Source organism: Paenibacillus sp. OAE614 (assembly GCF_040546645.1).
In the GTDB taxonomy this organism is placed as follows: domain Bacteria; phylum Bacillota; class Bacilli; order Paenibacillales; family Paenibacillaceae; genus Paenibacillus_AQ; species Paenibacillus_AQ favisporus.
Genome location: NZ_JBEPOD010000001.1, coordinates 728053 through 744415, shown reverse-complemented (window position 1 = coordinate 744415; position 16363 = coordinate 728053). Strand labels below are relative to the sequence as shown.

Here is a 16363-nt window from a genome sequence, read left to right as displayed (position 1 = left end):
TACATTGAAATATTCAATCATTAAATTGATGTAAAATTGCAAAATCAACTCCCAATTAGGATCGACGCACCCTCTTCAAAACTCAGCAGCTCCAACAAAAAAAGGGCAAATCCATAGCATATATGGATTTGCCCTTCCCTCTTAATTCATATCAATGCTGGCTCTTTAAAATGCACGCATAATGCATAAGATGGCGGCTAATTTTTGAGCCGTCTATTCCACGAACAGCGCTGCAGCCCCAATAATGCCCACATCGTCTTTTAGCTCAGCGGGTTTGATGGCGTAAGTGCCCCGATAAGGCTCCATGACCAGCTCCCCGGTCTTCCCGCGGAGCGGCTCGAAGAAGGCAGCCCCGGCGCGGCTGACGCCGCCGCCAATGACGATGCAATCCGGATTGAAGCTGTGAATGATGTTCATGAGTCCAAGGCCCGTGTAATGTATAACCTGCTCCAGCGTCTCTTGGGCCAGCTTGTCGTTCATCGCCGCGGCTTGAAACACATGCTTGGCGCTCAGCGGCACGCCTTCCGCTTCGGCCAGCGCGGTCATCTGCGTCATGCCTTCCGCCGCCGCTGCAGCCGCCTCGGATGCCTGGCGGGCGATGGCCGTCCCCGAAGCATAGGTCTCCCAGCAGCCCCGCTGGCCGCAGCCGCACAGCGCCCCGTTCGGGTCGACCACCGTATGGCCGAGCTCGCCCGCGAAGGAGCTTGTCCCCAGGTACAGCTTCCCGTCAAGAACCAGGCCCGAGCCGATGCCGGTGCTCAGGGTGACGTAAACCATACTCTGTACCCCGCGTCCTGCACCGTACACGTATTCTCCCCATGCCGCCGCGTTCGCGTCATTGATCAGCTTGGCCGGCACTTGCAGCCGCTTCTCCAGCTCCGCCTGCAGCGAAATGCCGTTCCATCCGGGCAAGTTCACCCCGTTGCGGATGATTCCCCGGCGGGTGTCGACCGCCCCCGGGGAGGCCAAGCCGACACCAGCGATTTCGTGTTCTCCACTCACTTCCGTTATCGTATCTACGATCGCCTGAATGACCTCTTCCGAGCTTTTCAGCCCTGCGGTCGCCTTCTGGCTCCGGGCCAGCATCCGTCCGCTGGCGTCCAAAAGCCCTGTTGCGATTTTCGTTCCGCCGAGATCAACCCCGACGATCATCTTAGGTTGTTTGTCCAATGATTTCACCACAGTAATCGAGTATTTTGTTGTTACCCTGCTGACTTTGCGATGGATTTCACCGTCTGCGCCGCCGCCTTCACCCGCTCGGAATCGAGCGGCAGCAGGTAATTCCCTTCCGCTCTCAGCGCCGAGCCGAAATGGACCTCAGGCACGCCCGTCTTCTGGACGAACTCCGATAGCCCAGGTACGGTCAAACCGTATCCAGCCAAGATACGGATGCCGGTTCCGGCTGATGCCTCGACCAGTGCTTGGATGCGGTCCGTCGACTCCGGCGCGGGCCGCGGCCCTCCGGAAGTCAGAATCCGGTTAATCTGCGGATATGCCGATAACGTCCGGAGCGCGCCGAGCTGATCGTCGATTTCGTCGAAGGCCCGGTGGAACGTCACGTTCAGACCGTCGGCCTCCTTCAGCAGCATTTCCAGCGCTTCGGTATCCACCGTGCGGTCCGGTTTTAGCGTTCCAAGCACGATTCCCGCCGCTCCGCACTCTTTGATAAAGGCGATATCCTCACGCATCGTCAGCAAGTCGTATTGGTCGTAGACGAACGACTGGCTGTGCGGCCGGACCATGACATGGACCGGAATGCTCATCAAGCCGACGACCTTGCGGATCATGCCCGGACCCGGCGTCAATCCACCTTCCATAATGCCCGTCACCAGCTCCAGGCGATCCGCTCCCGCGTTCTCGGCGACGAGCGCGTCGTACAAATTGGTTGCGATCACTTCCAGCTTCACTCCGCAGTGCCTCCATTTCCAGAATTGGCCTGTTCCGTCACAAAATCGGCGAGCAGCCGGACTCCGTAACCGGTAGCCCCGGCAGCTTTATACCCCCGGTCCGCCGGGACCTGGGACGTATTGGCCATGTCGATATGGCACCAGCGCGCCTTAGAGGGCACAAACCGCCGCAGGAACAAGGCCGCCATATTGGCTCCTCCATAAGGGCTGGAGGCCAGGTTGGCCAGGTCGGCGTACGGGCTGCCCAAGAGCTCCTCGTCCTCATCGACGAGCGGCAGGCGCCAGATCGGGTCGCCGTTCTTGCTGCCGATCCGCATCAGCTGCTCAGCAAACCCGGCGTCGCCCCAGATGCCGGCCACCCGCAGCCCCAGCGCGTGTCCCACCGCACCGGTCAGCGTCGCAATGTCGATGATCCGCTCGGCTCCGTTCCGGGCGGAGTGCAGGATGGCGTCGGCCAGGATCAGCCGTCCTTCGGCATCCGTGTTGACCACCTGCACGGACAATCCGTTCGGATAGCGGATCACATGCGACGGCAGGATGGCGTCCCCATCCGGCACGTTTTCCGCGATCGGAATGAGCGCCGTGATTCTCGCCTTCACTTCCAGCCGGGTGAGCAGATCCATCGCGCCGATGACGGCCGCGGCCCCGCCCATGTCGAAGCGGGCGTCGCTCAGATCCCGGGCGACCTTCAGGTTCATGCCGCCCATGTCAAACGTGATCCCCTTGCCGATCAGCGCAAGATGCGGGGCGTTAGAATCGCCGAAGTATTCGATCTCTACCATGGCCGGCGGATGCTTGCTTCCGCTGCCGACAGCCAGCAGGCCGTTCATCTGCCGCTGCTTCAGCTCCTCTCCCTGGTACACGTGAAGCTTCACGTTCCGGCCGGCAAAGACCGTCTTGATCCGCTGCACGAAGCTGGCCGGATGAAGATCATTCGGGGCCTCGTTGCACAGGTCCCGGGCCAAGGCGACCGCTTCGGCCCGCGCGCGTCCGAGCCAGGCCGCCTCCGCATAGCTGCGCTCGGCATCTGACTCGATCCGAATCCAATCCACCTGCCCCTTCTTGTGGCGCGATGTATATTTATCAAACACATATGTGCCCAGAAGCCATCCTTCGACCCAGGCGACGGCCGCCTGCTCGGGCCATTCGCCTTCCCCGAAAATGTCACGGAGGGCCGTACCGTCGATCGACACGGTTCTCAAGGACGCCTTGCGGATTTCGCGGCCCGCCCCGCCGGCGGCTTCCCGCAGCGCCTCCATGCCGAATTTGTCCCGGCTGCCCAGACCAACGACGAGAATATCCTGCTCCCCGTGCCGTCCGTAAAACCAATGAACGGCGCCGCGGCCGCCCATCCCATCGCGAAGGGTGAGCCCAGCGGCTTCGCCTTCGCTGTCCTCAAACACAGGGTAGATCGTTACATCCGCCGGTTTCCCTGTTCCTGATATCAATTCCATCAGCTGTACATTCCTTTACAAGAATTTTGGTTAAGCCGCAGATTATAGGTTCAGATTGGCCAGCTCATGCATCGCCCGGGCATAGATTGCCGTCGAGCGAATCAGTGCGTCGATGTCGATATGTTCGTTCCTTTGATGTGCCGAATTGGCCATGCCCGGAAATACCGGGCCGAAAGCGACGCCGTTAGCGATATACGCCGCATAAGTTCCGCCGCCGGTGGACAGCAGCTCGGCCGGCTGCCCCGTCTCCGCCTCGTATACCCGCTGCAGCGCTTCGATCATCGGATGATCGTCCGGCACGCAGTGCGGATGTTTCAAGCTCGGCGGTTCGATTTCTAGGCCGCAGGCCGAGGCCCGAACCCCGATGTTCTCCAGAATATCCGCTTGATTGCCGCAAACCGGATATCTCAGGTTGATGTGAAAATACGATTCTCCTTCCGGATCATACTGCAGCAGCCCTGTGTTGACCGTCAGCGGTCCGGTGATCTGGTCTTCCATCGCAATGCCGAAGGCACGCCCGTGGATATCGCCATACATCAGCGCATCGACCGTATGGAGATAATGCTCCGCACCCGAAGGGAACGAGAACTCCTTCAGAAAATGGATCAGCTTGAGGCCCGCATTAATGCCGAGCTGCGGCTCCATGCCATGGGCCGTCTTACCGGTTAGCGACAGGCTCGCCGTCTGCCCGTCCGCATCGATCTCAAAGCTTCCCTTCAGCCCTTCCGACGCGCAGTAGTCCTCATGAGCCTTCTGCATCGCACTCAGGCTCCCTGCATCTCCCGCTACCACGGCGCGCGCCCCTTCTGGCACGCTGTTGGCCACCTCGCCGGCCGTGAACAACCGCAGCCGGTACTCGTAGCCGGACGAATCGCTCTCCTCGATCGGCTTAAAGAGCAGCCGCGTATTGATCTGCCCCTTCTCGGCCCGAACGATCGGAAAATCGGCATCCGGCGTAAATCCGCAAATCGGTGCCGGCTCCAGCTCGTTATATTTCTGCATGCACTTCCCTGTCCGCTCCTCGTCCGTTCCAAAAATAAGGCGGATCCGGTGCTTCAGCGGAAGCCCCATGTCTTTGACAATTTTGAGTCCGTAAAACGCAGCCATCGCCGGGCCTTTGTCGTCCTCGGCGCCGCGGGCAAAAATTTTGCCGCCCCGGACGGACGGCTCGAACGGAGGGGTCGTCCACTTCCCGGATGCCGGAACGACGTCCAGATGGCTCAGAACGGCCACATAGTTCTCGGCCGATTCCGGGCCGAATTCGGCGTACCCAACATATCCGTCCAGGTTCCGGACCCGGAAGCCTTCGGCCGCGCACAGGTCCAGCATATATTGCAGTGCCTCCGCGACACCTTGGCCCATCGGCTGCCCTGGGCCGCTGGTGTCCGGATCATAGACACTGTCGATTCTCAGAAGTCCGGACAGATCTTCAATCAAGGCCTCTTCCCGCTCTTCGGCCATTTCATACCAGCTCATGCGCCGGCTCCCTCCTTATTTACAGTCATATTTTTACTTGGATCATACAGATGGCAGGCTACCCAGTGCCCTTTTTCCGCTTCCCGCCATACCGGCGTTTCCGCAGCGCACAGCTCCGTGGCAAACGGGCAGCGCGTTCGGAAACGGCATCCGCTCGGCGGGTTGATCGGGCTTGGCAGGTCTCCCTGCAGCACCAGGCGTTCCCGGCTGCGCTCCAGCTTCGGATCGGGAATCGGGATCGCCGAAAGCAGCGTTTTCGTGTATGGATGCAACGGATTCTCAAACAGCTCGTCGCTGCTCGTAAGCTCCACCATGCCCCCGAGGTACATCACCCCGATGCGGTCGCTGATATGCTTCACCATCGACAGGTCATGAGCGATGAACAAATACGTTAATCCCAGCTCCTGCTGCAGCTTCTTCATCAGGTTCACGACCTGTGCCTGGATCGATACGTCCAGCGCCGAAATCGGCTCATCGGCGATCACGAACCGCGGATGAACCGCAAGCGCCCGGGCGATGCCGATCCGCTGGCGCTGGCCGCCGGAGAATTCGTGCGGGAACCGCTCGGCGTGGCTGCGGTTAAGTCCGACCGTCTCCAGCAGGTCGTAGACCATCTGCTGGCGCTCCTTGCGGTTCTTAGCGATGCCGTGGGCGTCAATGCCTTCAGCGATGATGTCGGTCACCGTCATCCGCTGGTTCAGCGATGCGTAAGGATCCTGGAAAATCATCTGGATGCTCCGGCTCAGCTTCTTCCGCTCGGCATTGGATTTACGGCCGTGCACCGCCTCGCCGTCAAAGCTGACCGTCCCCTCCGTCGCTTCATAGAGACGGATCAGTGTGCGGCCCAGCGTCGACTTGCCGCAGCCCGACTCGCCGACAAGACCGAAAGTCTCCCCCGGATAAATGTCGAACGAGACGTCGTCCACCGCTTTCAGAATCTGTCCGCGGCCCACGTCAAAATGCTTCTTCAAATGCTTGACCTCGACCAGCGGTTTTGTCCCCTTCTCATGCTTCATGGCCGATCACCTCCCGCAAGCGGACTCTGCACTTTCGGCGCCCGGCTGTCCTGCAGCCAGCAGGCCGCGCGGTGCGTCTCCGAGTGCTCTGTATATTCTGGCATATATTCGTGGCAAATTTCCATGGCGTACGGACAGCGTGCCGCAAACGGGCATCCCTTGGGCGGGTCACTGAGGTCCGGCGGCGTGCCGGGAATGGCCGTCAGCTCCTCCGATTTCTCATGCAGCTTCGGCATGGAAGCGAGCAGCCCCCAAGTATACGGATGCTTGCCTTCGTAAAAGATTTCGTCTACCGTACCGGTTTCCACGATTTTACCGGCGTACATGACCGCTACGCGCGACGCCATATTCGCGACTACACCCAGATCGTGCGTGATCAGCACGATGGACGTGTCCAGCTCCTCCTGCAGCTTCTTCATCAGCTCCAGAATTTGCGCCTGGATCGTCACGTCGAGCGCGGTCGTCGGCTCGTCGGCGATCAGCACCTTCGGGTTGCACGCCAGTGCAATCGCAATGACCACGCGCTGGCGCATACCTCCGGACAGCTGGTGCGGATACTGCTTCAGCCGCTTGTCCGGATTCGGGATGCCGACCTGGTCCAGAAGCTCCACCGCCCGCCGGTTGGCTTCCGCGCCGCCGAGCTTGCGGTGCTTCTTCAGCACCTCGGTGATCTGCTTGCCGATCGTCATCGTCGGGTTCAGCGACGTCATCGGGTCCTGAAAGATCATCGAGATGTCCCGGCCCCGGATATCCTGCATCTGCTTTTCCGGCAGCGACGCAATGTCCTTGCCTTCAAAACGGATCGAGCCGTGTTTAATTTTTGCGGACTTCGCCAGCAGCCTCATGATGCTTTTGGAAGTCACCGATTTGCCGGAGCCGGATTCCCCCACGATCGCCAGCGTCTCGCCCCGGCCCAGGGAAAAGCCAACGCCGCGCACGGCCTGCACTTCGCCCGCATATGTGAAAAAGCTGACCTGCAAATCCTGCACTTCGAGCAAGTTGTCCATTCTCTCTTCCCCCTATTTCCGCATTCTCGGATCCAGCGCATCCCGCAGCCCGTCACCCAGAATATTGAACGTTACCATGATGAGGACGATGACAATCGAAGGGTACAGCAGCAGGTATGCCTGCGTATTCAAGGATGCGAAGCCGTCGTTAATCAGCACTCCGAGCGACGACATCGGTGACTGAAGTCCAAGGCCGATAAAGCTCAGGAACGCTTCGGTAAAGATCGCCGATGGAATCGTGAACATCGTGTTGATGACGATGATGCCGATCGTATTCGGAATCAAATGCTTAGTAATAATGCGCCCGGTGGACGTGCCCAGCGTACGGGCCGCCAAGACGAATTCCTGCGACTTCAGCTTCATAATGTGTGCCCGGACCAGCCGGGCCATGTTGACCCAGCCCGTAATGGACATCGCGACCATGATGGTCACAATCCCCGGCTTCATCACCATCATCAGCAGGATGATAATGATCAGGCTCGGAATCCCGGTCAAAATTTCGACGATCCGCTGCATCACGTTATCGACTCTTCCGCCGAACAGGGCGGAAATGGCGCCGTAGGCAACCCCGATGACGAGGTCGAGTGCGGCGGCGAGCACGGCGATCAGGAGCGATACGCGCGTTCCCTGCCATACGCGGGCCCATTGGTCCCGGCCGAATTTATCGGTGCCGAACCAATGATCGGCGTTCGGCTTTTGATAGACGGCATTATAATCGGTAGAGTAATAGTCGTGATGTCCGATCCACGGACCAACGATCGCCAGCAGCAGCATGATGACCAGGATGACCAAGCTGACGATCGCCGCTTTGTTTTGTCTCAGCCGTCTCCAGCTGTCCTGAAAAGCCGTCAAGGATTTGCCCGAAATCTTCTCCCGTTCGTCCGGCCTTGCGGCGGCCGGCTTAAACAGCGTATCCACGTTATCCATTTGCGTCATGTCCTCACTCCTTTCCCGATGCCAGACGGATCCGCGGATCCACCAGGCCGTACAGCAGATCCACGATCAGCATGACGAACACATAGAAGGCGCTGTAAAAAATCGTGATCCCCATAATCGTGGAATAATCGTTCATTTTGATCGAGTCGACGAACAGGCTCCCGATCCCCGGAATCCCAAAAATATTCTCAATGACGAGCGAACCTGTCAGCAAATTGACTACGATCGGACCAAGAATCGTAATGACCGAAATGAGCGAGTTGCGGATCACATGCTGGAACATGATGCGCGCGAACCCGAGCCCTTTTGCTTTAGCCGTCGTGACATAATCCTGCTCAAGCACCTCCAGCATCTCTGTCCGTACAAACCGGGCGATCAAGGCGATGACGCCGACGCAGAGCGCAATGGACGGCAGGATGGAGCTGGGATAGCTCTCCCAGAATGCGACCGGCAGAAGCCCCCATTTGAGCCCGACAAAATACTGCAGCAGCGCCGCAAGCACGAAATTCGGCACCGACACGCCGAGAACGGCGATAATCATGGTGGCGTAGTCCCAGCCGGAGTTATGGCGGTAAGCGGCGATGATCCCGAGGATCATGCCGATGGCCAGTCCCAGCAGAACCGCTTGCAGACCGATCAAGGCCGAAGGTCCGATCCGGCTCATGATGATGTCCTTTACAGGTTGACCGGTGTAGAAAAACGACGTTCCCAAATCGCCTTTGACAATATTTTTTAAATAGTTCACGTACTGCACACCAACCGGCTTGTCCAAGCCGTAGCTGGCATAAATCATCTGTCTTTGTTCCTGCGGCAGCTGCTGAAGCTTCTCTTCATCGAACGGAGTGCCAGGCAGTGCTTTCATCAGGAAAAAGGTGGCGGTCGTAATAATAAACAACGTCAGCAGTAAGTATACGATCCGGATGCCGATATACCGTTTCAATGTTGCACCTCCCAATACGCGGGGCCTTCAAAATTTTCATTACGTCCCGGAGCTTGATCCAGGAAAGGGAAAGAGAGAAGCCGCGCTTCTCTCCTCTCCCGATACATGCCCATGTGAAGCGGCATTACTTGATGCTTGCATATTTAAAGTCAACCGGGTTGCCGTATGGATGGTAGTCCAGTCCTTCGACTTTATCGCTCAGCAGGTAGGAGTATCCGCCGAAGTAGATCGGAACGACCACGACATCTTCTGCCGTCAGAATTTTTTCGGCAGCCAGCAGCATGTCGATCCGTCTTGCTTCGTCCGTTTCTTTCTTGGCGTCAGTGATCAGCTTGTCGTACTTCGGATTTTCATAGTTACCGCGGTACGGCGTGTGGTTTGCCCACAGATCCAGATACGTCATGGCATCATCATAATCGGCGCCCCATGCGGTAATCGCCATTTGATACTGGCTGTTGTCCATCAGCTGTCCGCGGGCTTTCGACGTTTTGGTGTCGATGGCCACGTCGATGCCGAGGTTTTTCTTGAACTCGCTCTGCATAAAGGTAGCGACGTCCTTCGTTTCGGAGGTGTCCGCTACGAGCATCGTAATTTTAGGCGCTTTACCCAGCTCTTTAACCCCTTGCTCCCAATAAGATTTGGCTTTGGCCGCATCCGGCGTGATCAGGTCGCCCTGCATTTCGCGGAAGCTTTTGCCTCCCGTTGCGCTCATTTGGTCCGGAATCAGTCCTGTAGCGGCTTTGGAACCGTTGTTCAGCACCTGGTCCGCCAGCAGCTTGGAGTCGAAGCCGTATTCCAGCGCTTTGCGGATGTTGATGTTGCTCACGCCGTCCGCCTTCAGGTTGAACTGCAGGTACGTCGTTCTGAAGTTGATGCCTGTTCCGAATCCAGGGTCGGACTTGGATGCATTGACATCGGAAGACTGCAGCAGCACGCGGTCAAGCTGTCCGGCTTTGTAAGCGTTCAGCGCCGTGCTCTTTTCCTTGATGACTTTCAGGTCCACTTTGTCCACCTTGACGTTCGCAGCGTCCCAGTAGCCGGCATTCTTCTCGAGCACCGCTCCGCTGGCTGCATCGACCGAAGTCAGCGTGTAAGGACCGTTGAACAGCATGTTTTGCGGGCTCAGCGCATAGCTTTCGCCCTGGGACTTCACGAATTCCTCTTTCATCGGGAAGTACGGAGCCAGCGAAGTCAGTCTCAGGAAGTAAGGCGTCGGCTGCTTCAAATGAACGACCAGCGTCTTGTCATCCTTCGCTTCGATGCCGACTTTGTCCGCCGAACCGCCTTCTGCGTACTCGGCTGCACCCACGATGTAGTCCGTCATAATAAAGGAATACCCGTTGGTTCCGGTTTTCGGATCCATTTCACGCAGCCAGGCGAACTTGAAATCGGCTGCCGTTACCGGCGATCCGTCGCTCCATTTGGCGTCAGCGCGCAGCTTGAACGTATATGTCAGCTTGTCTTCGGACAGCTCCGAGCTCTCTGCCATGGCCGGCTGGGGCTCGTTCTTCGGATCGAGGCGGTACAGCCCTTCTCCGATATTGTTCAGCACCGTAAACGATACGTCGTCGGATGCCGCCCATTGATTCAGGTCTTTAATTTCGCTTTCTACGGACAGTCTCAGCTCTTTGGACGCCGTCTGTGCGGCATTGCCCGTGTCCCCCGTCGTGCCCGAGCTCGCGCCTTTACTGTCGCCGCCGGTGAACGAGCATCCTGTGAAAATGGCCGATACGACAAGCAGCGTCGCCAGCAAGCTTACCTTTTTCCTTTTCATTGCATGTCCCACTCCTTTATGTCCCCTTTGTGAATGTATGATTGCACCGCCGTTTCCGAAGGAAGCCGCGGGTGAATCCGAATCTCTTGTGCTCATTCATGCTGAAGAACTTCCGGTACTGCGTGTCAATGGCAATCAGGTGCTTGGTCTCTCCTGCTTCCTCTATTCGTTACTGCCGAAATGCTAGTTTCGTAAATCGAAGAATTTTTCAAAAAAGGAGAGTATTACTTCAATTAGATGCTTGCGTTTACTTACCTGCCAGGGTAAAAGCGGCTCTGCGCTCGCCGACTACAATGTGGTTGTCGTTCTTGATTTCCTTCGGAACGACCGTATACAGACGGTCAATCGTGGCCTGGTTGCTGTATCCGATTTGCTCGAGGATCGAAGCAACGGCGATCGGCCACGGTGTCTCTGAGCCGTCGATCACTTTCAGCGCAAAAGCGACGCGTTCCCGAATTAAAGAGAAGCAGTAGACGCCTTTGGCTCCTCCCTTGGCGACGATATTGTCGTCCCGCAGCAGCTCCGAGCAGATAAACTGATGGCTCGCGATACTGTCCGGCGCCGCGTGCATATAGCGGACCATACGCTGTACGGCTTCCCGCGTCCCGGCATCACGGATCAGCTCTGGGCAGGCCAGCTTCAGGTATGCCGTGGCGATCGATTTCAGCGGCAGTGCAAAGATCGGAAATCCGCAGCCGTCAACGCCTACTTTAATCTGATCGACCGGATATTCGGCCAAGTCCGCGAGTGTGTGAAGGATGTCCTGCTGCAGCGGATGCGATGGCTGCCAGTAAGTCTCGGTCGGCAAGCCCATCTCCCTCGCCGCGGCCAGAATGCCGAGATGCTTGCCGGAGCAGTTATGATACAGCTTGCGCGGCGGTTTATTTTCCCGCATGAGGGCGAACTTCGGCTCATCGTTCAGCGGATAGGTCGGGCAGCACAGCAGCTGCTCTTCTTTGAGGCCGGTTTTGGCCATAATGGATTCCAATGCTTCGATATGATACGTTTCGCCCCGGTGGGAGGCGGCGAACATGGCGGCTTCCGCATCCGTCAGCCCGTACTTTTCGGCGATGTTCTGCTTCATGACCGGGATCGCCTGGAACGGCTTGGCCGCCGAACGCAGGAAGGTCATATGCTCCGCATCGCCCACCTCATAGATGACTTCTCCTTGATCCGATACGCCGCACAGCACGCCGAGATGCACGTTCTCCAGCACGCCGCCGCGGTATTCCTCCACCAACGGTTCCAATTTCATACGTCAACACCCGCTTCGTTAAATTTAGTCTGCCTGCTCCATCTGTCTGTCGATGTCCAGGAACAGGTTTTGGGCCAGTATGCCCGATCCGATCACCACGCCGTCGCTCTCCAGCGCCGAGTAGACGATTTGGAAGGTTCCGCGCAGCGGCTCCCACACAAATTGATCCATGCATTTGTCCGAAATGAAGTCCCGGACTTCAGGGAAGCTTTCCACCAGCTTGCCGGTCAGAATCACCGTATCCGGGTTGTATACGCAGGCGATGTTGCTGACCGTGACCGCTACGAAAGTCATGGCCCGGTCCACAATGCTCGCCGCCCAATACTCTCCGTCCTTCCTCGCCTGAAACAATTCCTCCAGCGATCCGATCGGTTTGATTTTGTTGGCCTGCTCAACAAGCGACGCTTCGGCGATATAGGTCTGCAGGCAGCCGACCTTGCCGCACTCGCACAGAAGGCCTCCCGGATCTACTACCGTATGCCCGATTTCCCCGGCACTGTTCGTCTCCCCGCGATAGATTTCCCCATCGATGATCAGGGAGGAGCCGACCCCGCTGCCGAAGCCGATCAGCACCGACCGGCTCGATCCTCTCGCCGAGCCATATTGGTGTTCGGCAAGCGCACGGACTTTCAGCTCGTTATCCACGGCGACCTCAAATCCGGTCAGCCGCCGGAGCTCCCCGGCGATGTCGGTCTGCTTCCAGCCGAGCTGCGCGGACAGTACCACACTGCCCCCTGCGTAGTCGACAATGCCCGGCAGTCCGACGCCGATGCCGACCACCTTGCGGCGGTCGATGTCCGACGCCTGAATCAGCTCCTCTATGGCCGAGGCGATACGCTCCAGCGTTGCCTCCGGCGTTTCGCGGGAATCGCGCGTCACCTGCGTACTGTGGACCACTTTGCCATCCAGGTCCACAATGCCGATCCGGATGCCGCTGCGGTCGATTTCAACGCCCACGGAGAGCACCGAGCCGGGATTCACATGCAGCATCACAGCTTTCCGTCCGACGCTGGTCGTCGCCTGCTCGATCTCATGCATAAAGTCCTGCTGGTACAGCTCGGAAACGATCCGGCTGACCGTCGTGGGACTCATTCCTGTCAGTCTGGCGATCTCGGCACGGGACAGGGGCGAGTGTTTACGGATCAGTTCAAACACCGTACTTCTGTTTTTCCTCCGGATATAATCCTGATCGTGCTTCTGCATCGGAGACGGTCCTCCATTTTAATTAATTTCACCTATGGAGAAAATCTTGGTACGAAAATGGAAAACAGTGGATTTAAACTCGGCATTTAGGGATAATTACCCGAATTGGCGTCCGACTTTGGTCTTATAATTTCTCCAGTGATGTTATTAATTGAACTTTAATAGAATTGAGATTTCGTGTCAATATATATGTCATGTTTTTGTCGAAATTCGTCTGAATTTCCGTTTTTGAGGAAATTCCATCGAATGAAATGCAAATTTTCAGATTTAGGTTTTCAATGAAAATACCAATTAAACCGCTTACTATAACACTTTGTGTCAACTTTTTCTTTCAAAGATTAGAACGTTTCGGCCCTTTACAAGCACCCTATCTAACCAGTAACCGTGAAACTTTTTCTGAAAATCTCCTGTTTTCCTGTTACTATGGAGGAAGAACATTATCCGGACGGCGACCGTCTGGTTCCAGAAAGGTTGAAGCTGCAGCATGAACTCTACTTCTACTCCAGATTTGCATCCCCGTACGGTGGCAAAGGGCAAGGAACCCTTTCCTGTCTCTCTTCTGTCGCTGACGGTGGGCGCCTTTGCGATCGGCATGACCGAATTCGTGATCATGGGCATTCTGCCAAATGTAGCCGATGATCTGAACGTAAGCATCTCCACAGCCGGTCAGCTGATCACAAGCTACGCGCTTGGCGTGGCGGTCGGCGCCCCGATCCTGACCATCTTAACTCACCGGCTTCCGCAGAAGCTGCTGCTCTGCCTGCTGATGGCGCTGTTCATTCTCGGCAACGGCATTGCCGTCATCGCACCGAACTATACCGTGCTGATGGCAGCCCGCCTCATAACGGCGCTGTGCCACGGCACCTTCTTCGGCGTCGGCGCCGTCATCGCTTCCGGCCTCGTCAAGCCGCATAAACGGGCCGGCGCAGTATCCATCATGATGGCGGGCCTGACAATCGCCAACATTATCGGCGTGCCGGTGGGCACCTTTGTCGGCCAGCACCTGGGCTGGCGCGCCTCCTTCGGCGCGATCATGGTGATGGGGATCGTGGCCCTGATCGGCATCGTCCTGTTCATCCCGCGGATCCGCCGCGATGAGTCGGCCAGCCTGGGCAAGCAGTTCAGGGCGGTAGCCCAGCCCAAGCTGCTGATCATCCTGCTGGCCTGCGCCGTCGGCAACTCAAGCTTGTTCGCCGTCTTTACGTATATCGCCCCTCTGCTGGAGCAGGTGACCGGATTCCATGAAAGCAGCGTCACCTGGATTCTCGTCCTGTTCGGCATCGGGGTCACGGTCGGCAACATGCTGGGCGGCAAGCTCGCCGACTGGAAGCTGATGCCCGCGATTCTGGGCATCTTCCTTTCCATCTGTGTGCTGCTGACGATTTTCACTTTTACCGTCAAAAGCCCAGTTGGCGCAGTCGTCACTATCTTCCTGTGGGGAGCCGCTTCGTTTGCGGTCATGCCGGGCATTCAGGTGAAAATTATGAACCTGGCACAGGAAGCCCCCGCGCTCGCCTCGACCTCCAACCACTCGGCCGGCAACCTCGGCAACGCGTTCGGCGCCTTCTTCGGCGGATGGGTCATCGACGAGATGGGGCTCACCTCCCTGCCTTGGATCGGCGCCCTGCTCGTCGGACTCGCCTTCCTGATCGTGCTGGCCGTCTATATGCAGGAGCGCAGACGGCGGACGGTTCCGGTGGCAGGAACGGTTAGCAAGTAAGGCCGGAACTTTGAGCATATACCTGAGATTGCAGGTAAGCAAAAGAACACCTCCCTTGGAAGGGAGGTGTTCTCTTTTTGTTACATATCGTTCCCATTTAACGTTCCGGTGGGCCGAATCCATCACCCTGTCCGCACCGTTTAATGCGCCAATTCGCCTACGAAGGTTGTTACGCTTTGGGCAGGAAGCTGGGCCGTAAAAGAACCGCCCTTTACTTTAATCGAAGATCCGGCGGTCATATTTCTGCTGGCGTCCGTTACCCATGGGGTGACCTTCGACGCCTTGCCGTTTTGCAAGGTGAAGGTTTGGCTTACCGCTGAGGTGCCTTTGTTAATGGCCACAATCACGACCTTGTTGTTGCCTTTATATGCAGAAGTGTAGACGTTGGTATCGGGGTTCTTCGTTGCATCGACCCTGACATAACCGGGGCGGACAAACTTGGAGAAATGAGCCATATTATACCCGCGCTTGCTTATCGTACCGTCCTCTTTCATAGGACCATACTGCCTGCGGATATACCACCACACGTAAGCCTCGAAATCTCCCTCTACCATCGCATTATGAATATGATAGGACACGTCAAGCGCCTCGGGCCACCGATCCGCAGAGTTAGCATCGCTGTTCGGATAGTATACTTCCGTCATCCACAGTTCTTTGCCCGCTCCCTTTTGCTTAAAGAGAGGATACGCGAAATCGCTGATCTGGGTTCCGTAGAGGTGGGTACCCAAAATGTCCATATTGGCCAGGGCCTGCGGATCGTTCAGAATAGGGTCGGACATGTTTTTCAGGTATTGGAACGATTCCGGCGCGATAACCCGGCAGTTAATGGAGCCTGCATTTTCCTTCATAAAACGAAGCATCTCTTCAGGGGTCCACCACGTCCAGGTATGGGCATAATCAGGCTCATTCTGGACGGATATCGCATATAGATCCACACCGTTATTCTTCATGAACGTAACGAAATCGTTAAGATACTGGGCATAGTCGGCATACTTGTCGTATCTTAGCCGTTTGGCCGAAGTATCTCCGTTCCGGTTGAACGTCTCTGTCATATCGCTCGGCGGATTCCAAGGGGATGCAAACACAATGGCTCCGTGTGCAATCGCACTCTTGGCCGTTTCGACTTCCTTGCTCCAATTGTTCCGATCTTCATCCACATGAATTCTGAGGATAGAAAAGCCGAGCTGGTTGTCCCCATTGCCGAAAGCCGTTTCTCTTTGGACTTCCGTCAAATCTCCGATCCAGACGGGGTGGTTGATTCCCCCAAAACCGCGAATCACCTGTTTTTCCGCCGATAAGTTGATGGTGGCGTTACTTGAAGCCGACACCTGAGCCGGCCCCGGCACGGCCAGTACGATCGACAGGGCCGTTACACCAGCTAACAATCCGCAAACCGATTTTTTCAGACGTGACCACGTTGCGTGCATTTCCATCAATACCTCCATTCTCTTGATAGAATCATTTAGCTATATAGATTGAACAAAAGTGTTGCACTAAAACTTCCTGTTATAACGGCCCAATACGGCCTATAACATTCTTTTTTTAGTTCATTCTATATTGCCGGATTAAAATTCGGTTCCCTCTCACCCCCCTGTTTAAGTCTCGATTTCCCCTTCATCTCAGATTCGGATAACCATCGATGGACGAGACCCCAATCCCTCACTCAGCCAGCCGC

General features: G+C 56.8%; 13 protein-coding genes. 1 reads left to right on the top strand and 12 read right to left on the bottom strand.

What is annotated here, in order from left to right; all coding sequences use genetic code 11:
- Positions 1-213: 213 nt before the first annotated feature.
- The 11 genes from ABIE48_RS03825 to ABIE48_RS03775 form a co-directional block, all read right to left on the bottom strand.
- Positions 214-1170 carry an ROK family protein gene (locus ABIE48_RS03825; RefSeq protein ID WP_483312644.1) on the bottom strand — a complete coding sequence of 319 codons (957 nt, stop codon included), beginning with the start codon at positions 1168-1170 and terminating at the stop codon, positions 214-216.
- A gap of 32 nt (positions 1171-1202) precedes the next feature.
- Positions 1203-1907 (bottom strand): copper homeostasis protein CutC, encoded by a 705-nt coding sequence (locus ABIE48_RS03820; RefSeq protein WP_145025340.1) that lies wholly within the window; start codon positions 1905-1907, stop codon positions 1203-1205.
- The gene (locus tag ABIE48_RS03815; RefSeq protein ID WP_192716522.1) at positions 1904-3361 is read right to left on the bottom strand and encodes a leucyl aminopeptidase family protein; all 1458 of its coding nucleotides are present in this window, start codon (positions 3359-3361) and stop codon (positions 1904-1906) included. Before ABIE48_RS03815 ends, ABIE48_RS03820 begins: the two co-directional genes overlap by 4 nt.
- A 42-nt stretch (positions 3362-3403) precedes the next feature.
- Positions 3404-4837 carry a dipeptidase PepV gene (gene pepV, locus ABIE48_RS03810; RefSeq protein WP_145025344.1) on the bottom strand — a complete coding sequence of 478 codons (1434 nt, stop codon included), beginning with the start codon at positions 4835-4837 and terminating at the stop codon, positions 3404-3406.
- A complete protein-coding gene (locus ABIE48_RS03805; RefSeq protein ID WP_192716521.1) occupies positions 4834-5853 on the bottom strand; it encodes an ABC transporter ATP-binding protein in 1020 nt (339 codons plus the stop codon). Before ABIE48_RS03805 ends, pepV begins: the two co-directional genes overlap by 4 nt.
- Positions 5850-6860: an ABC transporter ATP-binding protein gene (locus ABIE48_RS03800; RefSeq protein ID WP_076170523.1), complete on the bottom strand. Its 1011-nt coding sequence runs from the start codon at positions 6858-6860 to the stop codon at positions 5850-5852. The genes ABIE48_RS03805 and ABIE48_RS03800 overlap by 4 nt, the downstream gene beginning before the upstream one ends.
- 12 nt (positions 6861-6872) lie before the next feature.
- Positions 6873-7787, bottom strand: coding sequence for an ABC transporter permease (locus ABIE48_RS03795; protein ID WP_354520580.1), 915 nt, complete (start codon positions 7785-7787; stop codon positions 6873-6875).
- A gap of 13 nt (positions 7788-7800) precedes the next feature.
- Positions 7801-8736 carry an ABC transporter permease gene (locus ABIE48_RS03790; RefSeq protein WP_076170525.1) on the bottom strand — a complete coding sequence of 312 codons (936 nt, stop codon included), beginning with the start codon at positions 8734-8736 and terminating at the stop codon, positions 7801-7803.
- A 124-nt stretch (positions 8737-8860) separates the two neighbouring features.
- Positions 8861-10510 carry a peptide ABC transporter substrate-binding protein gene (locus tag ABIE48_RS03785; RefSeq protein WP_192716519.1) on the bottom strand — a complete coding sequence of 550 codons (1650 nt, stop codon included), beginning with the start codon at positions 10508-10510 and terminating at the stop codon, positions 8861-8863.
- Positions 10511-10757: 247 nt separating this feature from the next.
- Positions 10758-11765 (bottom strand): asparaginase, encoded by a 1008-nt coding sequence (locus tag ABIE48_RS03780; protein ID WP_192716518.1) that lies wholly within the window; start codon positions 11763-11765, stop codon positions 10758-10760.
- A 24-nt stretch (positions 11766-11789) separates the two neighbouring features.
- Complete coding sequence (locus tag ABIE48_RS03775; protein WP_192716517.1) at positions 11790-12968, bottom strand: ROK family transcriptional regulator; 1179 nt, start codon at positions 12966-12968, stop codon at positions 11790-11792.
- Positions 12969-13452: 484 nt separating this feature from the next.
- Here ABIE48_RS03775 and ABIE48_RS03770 point away from each other — a divergent pair, with 484 nt between their 5' ends.
- Positions 13453-14688 (top strand): MFS transporter, encoded by a 1236-nt coding sequence (locus tag ABIE48_RS03770; RefSeq protein ID WP_192716516.1) that lies wholly within the window; start codon positions 13453-13455, stop codon positions 14686-14688.
- A gap of 140 nt (positions 14689-14828) precedes the next feature.
- Here the strand turns inward: ABIE48_RS03770 and xynC are convergent, their stop codons facing one another.
- Positions 14829-16115: a glucuronoarabinoxylan endo-1,4-beta-xylanase XynC gene (gene xynC / locus ABIE48_RS03765; protein ID WP_192716642.1), complete on the bottom strand. Its 1287-nt coding sequence runs from the start codon at positions 16113-16115 to the stop codon at positions 14829-14831.
- Positions 16116-16363: the final 248 nt, after the last annotated feature.

Coding starts and splice junctions, on each gene's coding strand:
- ABIE48_RS03815 (WP_192716522.1), bottom strand. CDS start 3,361: ATGGAATTGATATCAGGAACAGGGAAACCGGCGGATGTAACGATCTAC.
- pepV (WP_145025344.1), bottom strand. CDS start 4,837: ATGAGCTGGTATGAAATGGCCGAAGAGCGGGAAGAGGCCTTGATTGAA.
- ABIE48_RS03805 (WP_192716521.1), bottom strand. CDS start 5,853: ATGAAGCATGAGAAGGGGACAAAACCGCTGGTCGAGGTCAAGCATTTG.
- ABIE48_RS03800 (WP_076170523.1), bottom strand. CDS start 6,860: ATGGACAACTTGCTCGAAGTGCAGGATTTGCAGGTCAGCTTTTTCACA.
- ABIE48_RS03795 (WP_354520580.1), bottom strand. CDS start 7,787: ATGGATAACGTGGATACGCTGTTTAAGCCGGCCGCCGCAAGGCCGGAC.
- ABIE48_RS03785 (WP_192716519.1), bottom strand. CDS start 10,510: ATGAAAAGGAAAAAGGTAAGCTTGCTGGCGACGCTGCTTGTCGTATCG.
- ABIE48_RS03780 (WP_192716518.1), bottom strand. CDS start 11,765: ATGAAATTGGAACCGTTGGTGGAGGAATACCGCGGCGGCGTGCTGGAG.
- ABIE48_RS03775 (WP_192716517.1), bottom strand. CDS start 12,968: ATGCAGAAGCACGATCAGGATTATATCCGGAGGAAAAACAGAAGTACG.
- ABIE48_RS03770 (WP_192716516.1), top strand. CDS start 13,453: ATGAACTCTACTTCTACTCCAGATTTGCATCCCCGTACGGTGGCAAAG.
- xynC (WP_192716642.1), bottom strand. CDS start 16,115: ATGCACGCAACGTGGTCACGTCTGAAAAAATCGGTTTGCGGATTGTTA.